18 protein-coding genes are annotated in these 14,076 nt (G+C 66.8%); all 18 read left to right on the top strand.

What is annotated here, in order from left to right:
- Positions 1 to 3 precede the first annotated feature (3 nt).
- The 18 genes from ASE75_RS07755 (at position 4) to ASE75_RS07670 (ending at position 14,073) form a co-directional block, all read left to right on the top strand.
- On the top strand, positions 4 to 666 hold the full coding sequence (locus ASE75_RS07755) for a CoA transferase subunit B (RefSeq protein ID WP_055931487.1): 663 nt from the start codon (positions 4 to 6) through the stop codon (positions 664 to 666).
- Complete coding sequence (locus ASE75_RS07750) at positions 663 to 1,526, top strand: alpha/beta hydrolase (RefSeq protein ID WP_055931484.1); 864 nt, start codon at positions 663 to 665, stop codon at positions 1,524 to 1,526. The genes ASE75_RS07755 and ASE75_RS07750 overlap by 4 nt, the downstream gene beginning before the upstream one ends.
- A 74-nt stretch (positions 1,527 to 1,600) precedes the next feature.
- Complete coding sequence (leuC, locus tag ASE75_RS07745; protein WP_055931481.1) at positions 1,601 to 3,040, top strand: 3-isopropylmalate dehydratase large subunit; 1,440 nt, start codon at positions 1,601 to 1,603, stop codon at positions 3,038 to 3,040.
- Complete coding sequence (locus ASE75_RS07740) at positions 3,037 to 3,885, top strand: N-acyl homoserine lactonase family protein (RefSeq protein ID WP_055931478.1); 849 nt, start codon at positions 3,037 to 3,039, stop codon at positions 3,883 to 3,885. Before leuC ends, ASE75_RS07740 begins: the two co-directional genes overlap by 4 nt.
- The gene (leuD, locus tag ASE75_RS07735) at positions 3,885 to 4,514 is read left to right on the top strand and encodes a 3-isopropylmalate dehydratase small subunit (RefSeq protein ID WP_055931475.1); all 630 of its coding nucleotides are present in this window, start codon (positions 3,885 to 3,887) and stop codon (positions 4,512 to 4,514) included. The genes ASE75_RS07740 and leuD overlap by 1 nt, the downstream gene beginning before the upstream one ends.
- The gene (locus tag ASE75_RS07730) at positions 4,477 to 5,475 is read left to right on the top strand and encodes an NADPH:quinone oxidoreductase family protein (protein WP_055931472.1); all 999 of its coding nucleotides are present in this window, start codon (positions 4,477 to 4,479) and stop codon (positions 5,473 to 5,475) included. Before leuD ends, ASE75_RS07730 begins: the two co-directional genes overlap by 38 nt.
- Before the next feature lie 79 nt (positions 5,476 to 5,554).
- Complete coding sequence (locus tag ASE75_RS07725; protein WP_055931465.1) at positions 5,555 to 5,836, top strand: hypothetical protein; 282 nt, start codon at positions 5,555 to 5,557, stop codon at positions 5,834 to 5,836.
- A 170-nt stretch (positions 5,837 to 6,006) separates the two neighbouring features.
- A complete protein-coding gene (locus tag ASE75_RS07720; protein ID WP_055931462.1) occupies positions 6,007 to 6,330 on the top strand; it encodes a DUF1476 domain-containing protein in 324 nt (107 codons plus the stop codon).
- A gap of 3 nt (positions 6,331 to 6,333) precedes the next feature.
- Positions 6,334 to 6,567 (top strand): BolA family protein, encoded by a 234-nt coding sequence (locus tag ASE75_RS07715; protein ID WP_055931460.1) that lies wholly within the window; start codon positions 6,334 to 6,336, stop codon positions 6,565 to 6,567.
- A gap of 4 nt (positions 6,568 to 6,571) precedes the next feature.
- Entirely contained in the window at positions 6,572 to 6,883 is a 312-nt protein-coding gene (grxD, locus tag ASE75_RS07710) for a Grx4 family monothiol glutaredoxin (RefSeq protein WP_055932158.1), read from the top strand.
- Positions 6,884 to 7,356: 473 nt separating this feature from the next.
- A complete protein-coding gene (locus tag ASE75_RS07705; protein WP_055931457.1) occupies positions 7,357 to 7,725 on the top strand; it encodes a BlaI/MecI/CopY family transcriptional regulator in 369 nt (122 codons plus the stop codon).
- Complete coding sequence (locus ASE75_RS07700) at positions 7,722 to 9,230, top strand: M56 family metallopeptidase (RefSeq protein ID WP_055931454.1); 1,509 nt, start codon at positions 7,722 to 7,724, stop codon at positions 9,228 to 9,230. The genes ASE75_RS07705 and ASE75_RS07700 overlap by 4 nt, the downstream gene beginning before the upstream one ends.
- Before the next feature lie 89 nt (positions 9,231 to 9,319).
- Positions 9,320 to 10,174, top strand: coding sequence for an MBL fold metallo-hydrolase (locus ASE75_RS07695; RefSeq protein ID WP_055932155.1), 855 nt, complete (start codon positions 9,320 to 9,322; stop codon positions 10,172 to 10,174).
- The gene (locus tag ASE75_RS07690) at positions 10,159 to 10,878 is read left to right on the top strand and encodes a DUF4230 domain-containing protein (protein ID WP_082463860.1); all 720 of its coding nucleotides are present in this window, start codon (positions 10,159 to 10,161) and stop codon (positions 10,876 to 10,878) included. The genes ASE75_RS07695 and ASE75_RS07690 overlap by 16 nt, the downstream gene beginning before the upstream one ends.
- Positions 10,879 to 10,954: 76 nt before the next feature.
- On the top strand, positions 10,955 to 11,965 hold the full coding sequence (gene nadA / locus ASE75_RS07685; protein ID WP_055931452.1) for a quinolinate synthase NadA: 1,011 nt from the start codon (positions 10,955 to 10,957) through the stop codon (positions 11,963 to 11,965).
- A gap of 63 nt (positions 11,966 to 12,028) precedes the next feature.
- Positions 12,029 to 12,874 (top strand): carboxylating nicotinate-nucleotide diphosphorylase, encoded by an 846-nt coding sequence (gene nadC / locus ASE75_RS07680; protein WP_055931450.1) that lies wholly within the window; start codon positions 12,029 to 12,031, stop codon positions 12,872 to 12,874.
- 54 nt (positions 12,875 to 12,928) lie between these two features.
- Positions 12,929 to 13,342 carry a hypothetical protein gene (locus tag ASE75_RS07675; RefSeq protein ID WP_055931448.1) on the top strand — a complete coding sequence of 138 codons (414 nt, stop codon included), beginning with the start codon at positions 12,929 to 12,931 and terminating at the stop codon, positions 13,340 to 13,342.
- The gene (locus ASE75_RS07670) at positions 13,339 to 14,073 is read left to right on the top strand and encodes a ribonuclease T2 family protein (protein ID WP_055931446.1); all 735 of its coding nucleotides are present in this window, start codon (positions 13,339 to 13,341) and stop codon (positions 14,071 to 14,073) included. Before ASE75_RS07675 ends, ASE75_RS07670 begins: the two co-directional genes overlap by 4 nt.
- Positions 14,074 to 14,076 lie beyond the last annotated feature (3 nt).

The following is a 14,076-nucleotide window of genomic DNA, read 5'->3' as shown; positions in this document are numbered from 1 at the left end:
GACATGGCGGATCAAGGCACGGGGCAACCCAAGGGTTGGGATCGCAACCAGATGGCCGCGCGCGCCGCACAGGAACTGCGCGACGGCTATTACGTCAATCTGGGCATCGGTATCCCGACACTGGTCGCCAACAACATCCCCGCCGGCATGACGGTGACGTTGCAGTCCGAAAACGGGATGCTCGGCATCGGCCCGTTTCCCTATGAGGGCGAGGAGGACGCCGACCTCATCAACGCGGGCAAGCAGACGATCAGCGAATTGCCGCAAAGCGCCTATTTCAGCTCGGCCGACAGCTTCGCGATGATCCGCGGCGGGCATATCGACCTGACCGTGCTGGGCGCGATGGAGGTCGCCGAGAATGGCGACATCGCCAACTGGATGATTCCGGGCAAGATGATCAAGGGCATGGGCGGGGCGATGGACCTGGTCGCCGGCGTCAAGCAGATCATCGTCGTGATGGACCACAACGCCAAGGACGGCAGCCCGAAGTTCATTCCGTCCTGCACCCTGCCGCTGACGGGCGCGAACGTGGTCGACATGATCGTGACCGATCTGGCGGTGTTCCGCCGGCCCGACCACCAGTCGCCCTTCGCGCTGATCGAACTGGCACCCGGCGTGACGGCCGATGAGGTCGCGGCAAAAACCACGGCGCATTATACCTCGTGAAGCGGGCGGCGCTCGCGCTGGCGCTGGTCCTTGGCGGGTGTAGCGGCCCGGGGCTGTTGTCAGCGGCCGACGGGCTGGTCGGCGGCGGCTCGGGCGTGCAGCGGGCGGGCGAGGGCGTGGCGTTCGGTTCGCACGGGCAGGCGCTGGACGTCTGGCGACCGGCGGGGGTGCAGAAGCCGTTGCCGGTCGTGATCTTCTGGTATGGCGGCGGCTGGACGTCGGGAACGCGGGCTGGCTACAGCTTTGCCGGACGCGCCTTTGCCACGCGCGGGTTCGTCGTCGTGGTGCCGGACTATCGCAAGGTGCCGGCGGTGCGTTTCCCGGCGTTTCTGGAGGACGGGGCGCAGGCGGTGCGCTGGACCCGCGATCACATCCGCGACTTTGGCGGCGACCCGGACCGGATTGCCGTCGCCGGCCATTCCGCCGGGGCGTATATCGCGGCAATGCTGGCGCTCGATCCGCGCTATCTGCGCGCGGCGGGCGTCGCGCCGACGACGATCAGGGCGGCGGTCGGGCTGTCGGGGCCGTATGATTTCTATCCCTTCACCGCCCAAAGCGCAGCCGATGCGATGGCCGGGGTGGCCGATCCGCTGACCACCCAGCCGATTCATTATGCGCGCGCCGACGCGCCGCCGATGCTGCTGGTGACGTCGGACAGGGACAGCGTGGTCCGGCCGTACAACGCGGTCAATCTGGCGAACCGCCTGCGCGCGGCTGGCGCGCTGGTGGAGCTTCGCGACTATCCCGGCCTCACCCACGAGAATGTCGCGATGGCCTTGTCCAAGCCGTTTCGCGGGAAGGCGCCGGTGCTGGCCGACAGCGTGGCGTTCCTGAACCGGACGATGCCGCCGCCGCGATAAAATCGGCAGTCCGGCGCAAGAAAGCGGCAGCGGTGGTTCCGTCTGCGGTCATTATCGGTTAACCCGCCGCCATCATGGCCAGCCGTCCCCAAACGCTTTACGAAAAGATCTGGGCCGCCCACGTCGTCGAACGCCGCGACGACGGGACGTGCCTCATCTATATCGACCGCCATCTCGTCCACGAGGTGACCAGCCCACAGGCGTTCGAGGGGCTTCGCGCCGCCGGGCGCACGGTGCGCCGGCCCGAACTGACGCTGGCGGTGCCCGACCATAATCTGCCGACCACGCCGCGCGTCGATGCGGCGGGCAGTGTGTTGCCGATCGCCGACAAGGAGAGCGCGCAACAGCTTGACGCGCTGCGCCGCAACACCGCCGAATTCGGCATCGACTATATCGACGCGACGGCGGCGGCGCAGGGTATCGTCCATGTCGTCGGCCCGGAACAGGGCTTCACGTTGCCCGGCACGACGCTGGTCTGCGGCGACAGTCATACGTCGGCACACGGGGCACTGGGCGCGCTGGCGTTCGGCATCGGCACCAGCGAGGTCGAGCATGTGCTCGCCACCCAGACGCTGCTGCTGCAACAGGCGAAGACGATGGAGGTCCGCGTCGACGGGACGCTGGGCTTCGGCGTCAGTGCCAAGGACGTGATCCTCGCGATCATCGGCAGGATCGGCGCGGCGGGCGGCACCGGCCACATCATCGAGTTCACCGGCGAGGTGATCCGGAACCTGTCGATCGAGGGCCGCCTGACCATCGCCAACATGTCGATCGAGGGGGGCGCGCGCGCCGGCCTGATCGCGCCCGACGACACGACCTTCGCCTATTTGAAGGGTCGCCCGATGGCCCCCAAGGGTGCGGACTGGGACCGGGCGGTCGCGTGGTGGCGGACGCTGGCGACCGATCCGGGTGCCGTCTATGACAAGGTCGTCTACCTTCACGCCGACGACATCGCGCCGTCGCTGACCTGGGGCACCAGTCCCGAGGACGTTGTGCCGATCACCGGCGTCGTGCCCGAGCCGACCAGCTTTGCCGATCCGTCGAAACAGGCGGCGGCGCAGAAGTCGCTGGACTATATGGGCCTGACGCCTGGCACGCGGATGCAGGATGTGCCGGTGCAGCATGTCTTTATCGGCAGCTGCACCAACAGCCGGATCGAGGATCTGCGCGCCGCCGCCGCCGTGGCGAACGGTCGTCATGTCGCGGATGGCGTCCGCGCGCTCGTCGTGCCGGGGTCGGGCCTCGTCAAGCGTCAGGCCGAGGCCGAGGGGCTGGACCGGGTGTTCGTGCAGGCCGGTTTCGAGTGGCGCGAGCCGGGCTGTTCGATGTGCCTGGCGATGAACCCGGACAAGGTGCCGCCGGGCGAACGCTGCGCCTCGACCAGCAACCGCAATTTCGTCGGGCGGCAGGGGCCGGGCGCGCGCACCCACCTCGTCTCGCCGGCGATGGCGGCGGCGGCGGCGGTGACTGGCCGACTGGCCGACGTCCGCGATTTGATGGAGACCACTGCGTGAAGTTCGTCCTTGGCCTGCTCGCGACCGGATCGCTCATCAGCGGTGTCGCCGCCTATACCGCGCCCGCCGACCCGTCGACAAAGGTCACGCTGACCCGGCTCGATTGCGGCAGCGTGGCGGCAAACGACCTGAACCAGTTTTCGGACACCGACGCCTATGTCGGCAAGGCGAAGCGGCTGGTGGCGTCCTGCTACCTGATCCGCCACGGCGACACGCTGATGCTGTGGGATGCGGGGCTGCCCGCCGCGCTGAAGGGCAAGGCGATCGACCCGAAACTGCCGATGGATGCGACCGTCCGCGTGACCATCGCCGAACAACTGGCGCAGCTTGGCATCAAGCCCGAACAGGTGACGATGCTGGGGGTAAGCCATTATCATTTCGACCATATCGGTCAGGCCGCGACCGTGCCGAACGCGACGCTGCTGATCGGTGCGAAGGACTGGGCCGCGTTGCGCGCGTCGGAGCCGGACAAGCGGGTCAACCCGGCGCCGCTGGCCCACTGGATCTCCGGCGGTGGCAAGGTCGATCCCGTCGAGGGCGACCGCGACGTGTTCGGTGACGGCGGCGTGCGGATGGTGGCGATGCCGGGGCACACGCCCGATCACCATGCGCTGCTCGTGAAGCTCGCCGACACCGGCTATGTCCTGCTGTCCGGCGACACCGCGCATTTCCGCGAGAATTACGACAGCGACGGCGTGCCGAGCTTCAACACCGACCGCGCGGCGACGTTGGCCTCGTTCAAGCGGTTCAAGGCGCTGGCCACCAATACCAAAGCGACCGTCATCCTTCAGCATGATCCGGCCGACATCGCCAAACTGCCCGCCTTCCCGGCGAGTGCCGACTGATGCGCGCGGTCACCAAGGTCGAGGGGACTGCCTATCCCTGGGGCGCGAAGAACGTCGACACCGACGTCATCATCCCCGCGCACTGGCTGAAGACGATCAGCCGGTCGGGTCTGGGTCGTGGCGCGTTCGAGACGATCCGCGCGCAACCGGACAATATCTTCGACGATTCCCGCTATGCCGGCAGTCCGATTTTGATTGCGGGCGACAATTTCGGGTGCGGGTCCAGCCGCGAACATGCCGCCTGGGCGCTGTCCGACATGGGCGTGGTCGCGGTCATCGCGCCAAGCTATTCGGACATATTTTCCGGCAACGCGGTCAAGAACGGAATCGTACCCGTCGTTCTACCGCAAGCGGCGATCGATCGGCTGGTCGAGGTCGCGAAGACCAATATCGTTACCGTCGACCTAGAGACGATGACCGTCACGACCCCGTTTCAGGACCGGTTCACCTTCGATCTCGACCCGTTTCGTCGCCAGTGTCTGATGGAAGGGCTGGACGAGGTCGGCCTGACACTGGCAAGGGATACCCAGATTTCAAATTTCGAGACGGCGATGGCAGAGCATCGCCCGTGGATCGAGAACAGGAGCGGGTATGCGGGCACTATTGTCGAGGGCGATCGGCGGACCTGAAATACTGGAAATGACCGAGGTGGCTGATCCCGCCCCCGGCTCGGGGCAAGTCGTCGTCGCGGTGAAGGCCTGCGCGATCAACTACCCCGATGTCCTGATTATCGAGGACAAGTATCAGTTCAAGCCGCAGCGCCCCTTCGCGCCGGGCGGCGAGATCGCTGGCACCATTGCCGCGCTGGGCGAGGGCGTGACCGGCTGGGCTATCGGCGACCGGGTGATCGGCATGATCGGTCACGGTGGTCTGGCCGAACAGGTGCTGGTCGAGGCGAGCAAGCTGTACCGGTTGCCCGAAGGCCGCGGCTTTGCCCAAGGGTCGGCGATGATGCTGACCTATGCCACCACCATCCATGCGCTGCTCGACCGCGGGCGGTTGCAGGCCGGGCAGACGTTGCTGGTGCTGGGCGCGGCCGGGGGCGTCGGGCTGGCGGCGATCGAGCTTGGCAAGGCGTTCGGTGCGACCGTCGTCGCGGCGGTGTCGTCCGAGGAAAAGGCGGCGGCGGCGAAGGCGGCGGGTGCGGACAGCGTCATCGTCTACCCGCGCGCGCCGTTCGACAAGGGGCAGTCCAAGGCTCTGGCCGAACAGTTCAAGGCGGCGGTCGGCAAGGGCGGCGCGGACGTGATCTACGATCCGGTCGGCGGCGACTATGCCGAACCGGCGCTGCGCTCGATCGCGTGGGAGGGCAGGTATCTGGTCGTCGGCTTCCCCGCCGGTATCCCCAAACTGCCGCTCAACCTGACGCTGCTGAAGTCGTGCGACGTGTGCGGCGTGTTCTGGGGCGCATTCGCCGCGCGCGATCCGGCCGCGAACCAGGCCCATGTCGACCATCTGTTCCGGCTTTGGGCGGAGGGGAAGATCGCCCCACGCGTGACCCGCACCTTCGCGTTCGAGGACGGCGGCGACGCAATCGCGACGATGGCGGCGCGCGGGGCGATCGGGAAACTGGTGGTGGAGGTGGGGTGAGGGGGCTGTAGCCGCGCTCCTAGCGCCGTGACCATTTCGCTCACTTGCGGACGTTCGGGCATGCGGTGCATCATGCGCTATGACCATCGAGATGTTGCTTCTTGCGGGTGCGCTTATCGGTTTCATCATCGGCTTGGCTCTCCGCAATTCAAAATTCGGTTGTGCGGCTTTATGGATCGTTCCACTCGCGATGATCGCCTACGTGTATGCGTGCCAGAGCGCCCACCCAGAAAGCCTTACGTCTACAAGCGGCCTCGAATTTCTGTTCGTGCCACTATGGGCAAGCCTCGGGGCAATGGGCGGGTATGTGATAGGGACCTCGCTGCGGTACTTCTTACTAGCGAAGCGGGACGGCAGCTAACGACCTAAGCGATCATTCACAGGCCTATTTCGGATAAGCCCCGATCGCTGAAATCACGGACGAGATACAGCCACTCCGTTCGCAAGGATCACCTACCCCGTCGCACACGTTGCGCCAGTCCGCCGCAGCGCCTATCTCCGGTCAGGCACACGCAAGGGGACGCAGACGCAATGACCATGTTCGACGAACGCGAGCGCGCATTCGAGGCGAAGTTTGCCCGCGACGACGAGATGGCGTTTCGGATCACCGCGCGGCGTAACCGGTTGCTCGGCGTCTGGGCGGCGGAACAGATGAAGCTGACGCCGGAGGAAACCGATGCCTATGCGTCGTCGGTCGTCCATGCCGATTTCGAGGGGCCGGATGCGGAGGACGTGGTGCGCAAGCTTCTTGGTGACATGACCGCCGCCGGGGTCGAAATTGACGAGGCGCAGATCCGCGCCGCGCTTGAGGCCAGGACCATCGACGCCCGCCGCCAGTTGATGGAAGCGCAGTAAATCATGGCGATGAGCGCAGACGATATCGAAACGATGATCCGTGCAGCAATCCCCGACGCGGACATCGCGATCACCGACCTTGCCGGCGACGGCGACCATTATGCGGCGCGCGTCGCGTCGGCGAGTTTCGCCGGCCTGTCGCGCGTTAAACAACATCAGGCGGTGTATGCCGCCCTCGGCGGTCGGATGGGCGGCGTGCTCCACGCGCTCCAGCTGACAACCGTAGCCAAGGACTGACATGATGACCGATGACACCCAAGCCCGCCTGACCGCGCTGGTCGAGCAGAACCCCGTCCTGTTGTTCATGAAAGGGTCGCCGCTGTTCCCGCAGTGCGGCTTTTCCAGCCGCGCGGTCGCGATCCTCAACCACCTGAACGTCGAGTTCGAAAGCGTCGACGTGTTGCAGGACCAGGGTATCCGCCAGGGGATCAAGGCGTTTTCCGACTGGCCGACGATCCCCCAGCTCTACGTCAACGGCGAGTTCGTCGGCGGGTCGGACATCATGATGGAAATGTACGAATCGGGTGAACTGGCGACGATGCTGGCGAAGTAAGCCCGCCATACGGAGACGCCGGGACAGGGCGCGTGGCCGATGGTCGCGCGCCCTGTTTTCGTGTCTGGTCATTGGACACGATGACTGACGTGCCGAACAGGCACCGTCATTGCGAGCGCAGCGAAGCAATCCAGAGCGGCAGGGCGCTGCGCCGCGTGACTGCGGATCCCCGCGTTCTCCGGGAGGACGGCGGGGCGAACTGCAAAAGACAAGGAAGCCGGGTGCGGGTGGATCGGTGCGGAGATCCGGAAAGACGGCACCGACCCACCCTGCTGAAGCGCCATGCGCTCGGCACCCCTGTATAAGCACCGCGCGTGCCAGTCGGGCTAAATGATGGAATAGCGGCGATTCCGCTGGTTAACGGCCGGTGGCGCCGAGGCCGATATGTAAAGATTTCCGACGTGGCGGAATCGTCCGTTGACTACGCCTGTAATCAGTGAGACTACAGACGTAGTCGAACTGGAGTATCTGTCTTGGCCGAACGTATCAGCGATGCCGAACATGTCGTCATGGAGGTGCTGTGGGATCAGTCGCCGCTGACCGCGCAGGATGTGGCGGAGCGGGTCGATCCCGCGCGCGGCTGGAGCGCGAATACGGTCAAGACATTGCTGGGCCGGCTGCTCGCCAAGACGGTGATCGCGCATGACGCGGACGGTCGGCGCTATCTCTACCGGCCGCTGGTGGCGCGCGAGGATTATGTCGGCGGCGAATCGCGGCGCCTGATCGACCGGCTGTTCGGTGGCAGCCTGACCCCGCTGGTCGCGCATCTGGCGCAACGTGATGAACTGACCGCGCAGGACATCGCCGAGATCGAGGCGATCCTTCAGGACCTCAAGAAGTGAACGCCGCCAGCGTGTCTGGCCTGGGCGTCTGGGCGGTCGAGGCGCTGATCGCGTCGGCGCTGCTGATGGCGCTTGTGCTGCTGGTCCGCGCGCCGGTGCGGCGGGCGTTCGGGCCGGCGGTCGCCTATGCGCTGTGGGCGCTGCCGGTCCTGCGCCTGCTGCTGCCGCCAATGCCATCGGGGTGGCGCGAGGCCGCCGCCACCCCCATCACGCGTGCCGGGGAGACGATCACGATTTTCGTGACCTCGCCCGCCGGTTCCGCCGTCGTCGCATCCACCCCCGCATTGTCCTGGCTCGGCCCCGTGTCCTTAGGTCTGTGGGGCGTGGGTGCGGCGGCGTTCCTCGCCTGGCACCTGACCGCCCATGCCGATTTCTGTCGGAGGATCATGGCGCGGGGCCGCATCGTCGCGACCATCGACGGCATCGACGTGGTGGAAAGCGACGCCGCGCCCGGACCGGTCGCGTTCGGCCTGCTGCGGCGCTGTGTCGCGTTTCCCGGCGACTTTGCCGACCGTTATGACGCCGACGAGCGCGAACTGGCGCTGGCGCACGAGCTTGGCCACCATGCGCGCGGGGACCTGATCGCCAACTGGGCGGCGCTGGTCGTGCTGGCGCTGCACTGGTTCAACCCGCTGGCCTGGGCGGCCTTCCGGGCGTTCCGTAACGATCAGGAACTCGCCAACGACGCCCGCGTGCTGAACGGGCGGTCGGCGGTCGATCGCCACATCTATGCCTGCGCCATCGTCAAGGCCGCGCACGGCGGCGCTGTGTCGGCGGCCTGTCATCTTCACACCATCGCCGATCTGAAAGGGAGACTCCGCATGTTGACCACCACCCCCGCTTCGCGCCGCCAGCTTGCCGCCGGTGCCGCAACCATCGCGCTTGTCATCACCGCCGGGCTTGGCCTGACCGCATCGGGCACGGCCGCCGTCGCCGCCGTCACCACCCGCGTCGGTGACAGCATCGGCGTCGACCTGTCGCAGGCGGCGGTGCCTGCCACGACGCCGGAGCGCGCCTCGCCGCCGAACGCCGCGGACATCCCCGAGTCACCGGCCCCGCCAGCCCCGGTTTCCGGCACGACCTCCGAAACCGTGTCGGTGACCAACACCAGCGGCAAGCCGATCCAGGTCCGCACCATCCGCGCCCGCAACGGGCAGGTCGTGACCACCGGCCTGACCGGCATGCCCACCGTCTCGGAAACCGATTGCAAGTCCGGCACCGATGGCGGGGACCAACAACTGGTCGTCACCCGCAAGGTCGGGGCGCGCAACGTCATGCTCATCTGCACCAACCGCATCGAAAAGGTCGCGGCCAACGGCGCGGCGACCGCCGCGAATGCCGAGCAGATCCGCCGGGACGCCATGGCCTCCGCCATTGCGGGGCTGAACGCCGGGCGTGCGGCGATCGCCAACGCGCCGATGAGCGATGCCGATCGCGCCGAGGCGTTGAAGGATCTCGACGCCGCCGAAGCCGAAGTGCGCGCGGAAATCGCGTCGCAGAAGTAAGACAGGGGAAGCGGACGGGCACACCCCGTCCGCTTCTGATTCCTGCGCCCCCCTTGCGTGCCGCGCGGCGAGCCGCCATCTGCATGACGATGAGCGAGCATCCGACCGGCATCCCGATCCAGCTCGAACCCCTGGTCACCCGGATCCTCGCACCCAATCCATCGCCCTACACCTACACCGGTACACAGACGCATATTGTCGGTGAGACCGACGTGGCGGTCGTCGATCCGGGGCCGGACGATCCCGCACATCTGACCGCGATCCTCGATCGGATCGCCGGACGGCCGGTGCGGGCGATCGTCATCACGCACCACCACCGCGACCATAGCCCCGCGTCCCGCCCGCTCGCGGTCGTCACCGGCGCGCCGATCGTCGGGGCAGCGGCTCATTACCGGCGTAACGACAACGGGGCCGCCGATCCGTCGTTCGACGCCGGCTACCGGCCGGACCGCGTGCTGGCGGAGGGTGACACGGTGAGCGGGACGGGCTGGACGCTGGCGGCCATCGCAACGCCGGGGCATACGTCGAACCATCTGGCCTTTGCCCTGCCGGAGACGCGTGCGCTGTTTTCGGGCGATCATGTCATGGGCTGGTCGACCAGCGTCGTCTCACCGCCCGATGGCGACATGGCGGCGTATATGGCCAGTCTCGACACGCTGCTCCGCCGCGACGACCGCGTCTATTACCCGGGCCACGGTAAGGCGATCGAGCGGCCGCATCGCTGGGTCCGCAGCATGTTGGGTCATCGCAGGCAACGCGAGGGACAGATCCTGCGCCTGCTGGCGGAACGATCGCACGACCTGAACGATCTGGTCGCGCGCATGTATGTCGGCATCGACCCGCGACTGGCCCCGGCCGCCGCCCGCTCGGTGCTGGCGCATCTGTACGACCTGCGCGATCGCGGGGCGGTGACCGGAAAGGACGGCGTGTGGACGACACTGTGACGATACGCCCGCGTGGCGGGGTTGGCGCGTTCCTGCTGAAAACGGCGGGCGTCCTGCTGCTGCTGGTGCTGGCCGCCTTGCTGCTGGCGTGGGGCGTACAGCGTTATGTCACGCAACGCCTGTCGCCCGATCCGACGACGATCGCCAGCGCCAGCCTGCAGGGCGTGCGTGAACAGAACCGCTTGTCGGCCTTCGCCGCGCGCTACGTCGCGGTCGTCACCTCGCGGCAGGAGCGGATGGGCCTGTCGACGCAGAAGACGCTCATCATGCCGGGGCTGGTGCGGTACGAGGTCGACATGAGCAAGCTGACCCAGCGCGACGTCGCGTGGGACGCCGCCACCTCGACTCTGCTCGTCACCCTGCCGCCGATCGAGGTGGAGGGGCCGCAGGTCGATATGAACGCGATCCGCGAATATGGGTCGGGCGGGCTGCTGGCAACGCTGACCGATGCCGAAAGCCGGCTGGATGCCGCCAATCGCCGGGCCGGACAAGTCGAGCTGGTGCGGCAGGCGCGCGATGCGATGCCGATGAAGCTGGCCCGTGACGCGACCCGCCGCGCGGTCGAGGGCAGCTTTGCCATGCCATTGCGGGCGGCGGGGCTGAACGCGACGGTCAAGGTGCGCTTTGCCGACGAACCGAAGGCCGACGACAGCCGCTGGGACACGACGCGGTCGTTGCAGGAGGTGTTGGGCAACACCAACTAGGACTTTCGCCAGCGGTGTCCGTCGCGCTACAGGGCGCGGGACACCTGACCTTTCCGCCACCGGAGCTTTGAAGACCATGGACGCACGAAACGGCATCGGCGGCACCCTGACCGGCCTGGACCTGCGCGCGGAGATCGACCGGCTGCGCAAGGAGCGCAACGCCGTGATCCTGGCGCATTATTACCAGCGGCCCGAGATTCAGGATCTGGCCGATTTCGTCGGCGACAGTCTCGACCTCAGCCGCAAGGCGCAGGCGACGGACGCCGACGTCATCGCCTTCTGCGGTGTGCGCTTTATGGCCGAAACCGCCAAGATCCTCAGCCCGCAAAAGACCGTCATCCTGCCTGACATGGATGCCGGATGCAGCCTGGAGGACAGTTGCCCGCCGGAGGATTTCGCCGCCTTCCGCGCCGCGCATCCCGACCATATCGCGCTGACGTACATCAACTGCTCGGCGGCGGTGAAGGGCCTGAGCGACGTCATCGTCACCAGTTCGTCCGCCGAAAAGATCCTGAGCCAGTTGCCGGCGGACCAGAAGATCATCTTTGGTCCGGATCGCAATCTGGGCGGCTATCTGGCGCGCAAGACCGGTCGCGACCTGCTGCTGTGGCCGGGCGTCTGCATCGTCCACGAGGCGTTCAGCGAAACCGAATTGCTGAAGCTGAAGGCGCAATATCCGGATGCGCCGATCGCCGCGCATCCCGAATGTCCGGCGGTCATCCTCGACCATGCCGACTATGTCGGCTCGACCAGCGGCATCCTGGATTATGCGCGCACCACCCCTGCGCAGACGCTGATCGTCGCGACCGAACCGCACATCATCCACCAGATGGAAAAGGCGATGCCGGACAAGCATTTCATCGGTGCGCCCGGTGCCGACGGTAACTGCAACTGCAACATCTGCCCCTACATGGCGCTGAACACCATGGAGAAGCTGTACATCGCGCTGCGCGACCTGACCCCGCGAATCGAGATCGACGAGGATCTCCGCCTGCGCGCCAAGAAGAGCCTCGACGCGATGCTGGCGATGGCCGGCGGCACCGTGGGGCAGGGCGATCTGGGACCGGCCAGGGTGACGGGGGACTGATTTCCGCCCCCTTACCCCCGGTTGTGGGTATAACCTTTGTAACCTTTCGCGGGAAAATCACGGATGCCCATCGACCTGCCCGGTTTCGACATTGACCAGTTTGTCACGGCAACCCTGGCCGAGGATCTGGGGGAGGGTGGCGACATCACGTCGGCGGCGGTGATTCCCGCCGACGCCCGCTTTGTCGGCATCATGGACAGTCGCGATGCCGTGACCGTCGCCGGGCTGGACATCGCCGAGGCGTTTTTCCGGCATCTCGACCCAGAGGTGCGGATCGAACGGCTGGTGGCGGATGGCGACCGGGTGTCGGCCAACACCGACCTGATGCGGCTGGAGGGCAATGCGCGCGCGATGCTGACCGCCGAGCGCAGCGCGCTGAACACCGTGCAGCATCTGTCGGGCATCGCGACGATGACCCGCCACTATGTCGACCGGATCGCGGGCACCGGCGCGATTTTGCTCGATACGCGGAAAACCATTCCCGGACTTCGCGTGATCGAGAAATATGCGACCCGGATGGGCGGCGCGCAGAATCACCGCATGGGCCTGTGGGATGCGGCGATGATAAAGGACAATCATGTCGCGGTCGCCGGCGGCGTCGGCCCGGCGGTCGCGCGCGCAAAGGCGGCGGGGATCGCCCGCATCATCGTCGAGGTCGACCGGATCGACCAGATCGAACCCGCGCTGGCGGCGGGCGGCACCCACCTGCTGCTGGACAATATGGGACCGGACCTGCTGCGCGAGGCGGTGGCGCTGGTCGCCGGGCGTGTGCCGACCGAGGCATCGGGCGGCGTCACCCTCGACACCATCCAGGCGATCGCCGCGACCGGCGTGACCTATGTCAGCGTTGGGCGATTGACCCAATCCGCGCCAGCCGCCGATATCGGCCTCGACTTCGCCACGGCCTGATGGCACCGAGAGATTAGCCGTCACAGCCTGAAGCCGTCACCAGCAGGAGCGCCCATGCGTCCCAAATCCATCGTACAGGGCGAATATCTCTATCTGGCGTCTATTGTCCTGCTGCTGGTCCTCGCCATTCTCGGTTGGGATGACGCAGTCGCGCAGAGCGGGGCGACGGTGGCGATCGGGGTCAACGCCTTCTTCATCGGCCTGTCGCTGCTGCTGCTGATCCTGACCACGCGGCGGGCCAGCCGGGTCGCGTTGTGGCTGCTGGTCGTGCTGACAACCATCAACGCGGGCGGGTATCTGCTCCAGGTGGCCAGCGGCGTGCTGGCCAATGGCCTGTTCGGCATCCTGACGACCGCACAGGCGATCCTCGGCATCGTTGCCTGCCAGTTGTTCTTTCGCACCACGGCGCGCGAATGGTTTGCCGAGCGTCGGTACATGGGTGACGTCGATACGGAGTTCGACGCATGACCAACGCCGTTCGCACACTGATCGCGATCACCCTGTTCGCCAGTCCGGCGGTGGCGCAGGCGCAGGCCTATAGCTGTTCGGTCCCGGCGACGCCGCCGCGTCCGCGCCCCGACCTGCCCACCGCGAGCCAGCCCCGCCGTGTGCTGCCGATCGGCAGCTATACGCTGGCGATCAGCTGGACGCCGCAATATTGCCGTCAGAACGGGCGACAGGCCTCCGCCCGGTTCCAGTGCGGCGGCGGCGGCACTGGTGGGGGTGGGCGGTTCGGATTCACGCTGCACGGCCTGTGGCCGGACGGCGTGGGCAAGGACTGGCCGCAATATTGCAAATCGACCGACCTGCTGTCGGCGGCGACGATCCGGCGCAACCTGTGCTCGACGCCCTCTGCCCAGTTGTTGCAGCATGAATGGGCCAAGCACGGCACCTGCATGCCCGGTTTCGATCCCGACGCCTATTTCGCCCGCTCGACCGCGCTCTATGGTCGCCTGCGCTACCCGGATATGAACGCATTGTCGCGGCGACCGCTGACCGCCGGCGGCCTGGCACAGGCGATGGCGCGCAGCAATCCGGGGCTTGGTGCCGGGATGATGCGGGTAACGGCCAACCGGCAGGGGTGGCTGGACGAGATCTGGATCTGTCTCGACACGGCGTTCCGCTATACCCGGTGCCCGGCGCATCAGGGCGGGCTGAAACCGGGTGCCACGTTGAAGATCTGGCGCGGCGGCCGGTGATTC

Origin of the sequence: Sphingomonas sp. Leaf17 (assembly GCF_001421505.1) — a bacterium.
Lineage (GTDB): Bacteria > Pseudomonadota > Alphaproteobacteria > Sphingomonadales > Sphingomonadaceae > Sphingomonas.
This window is presented reverse-complemented; position numbering and strand designations above follow the sequence as displayed.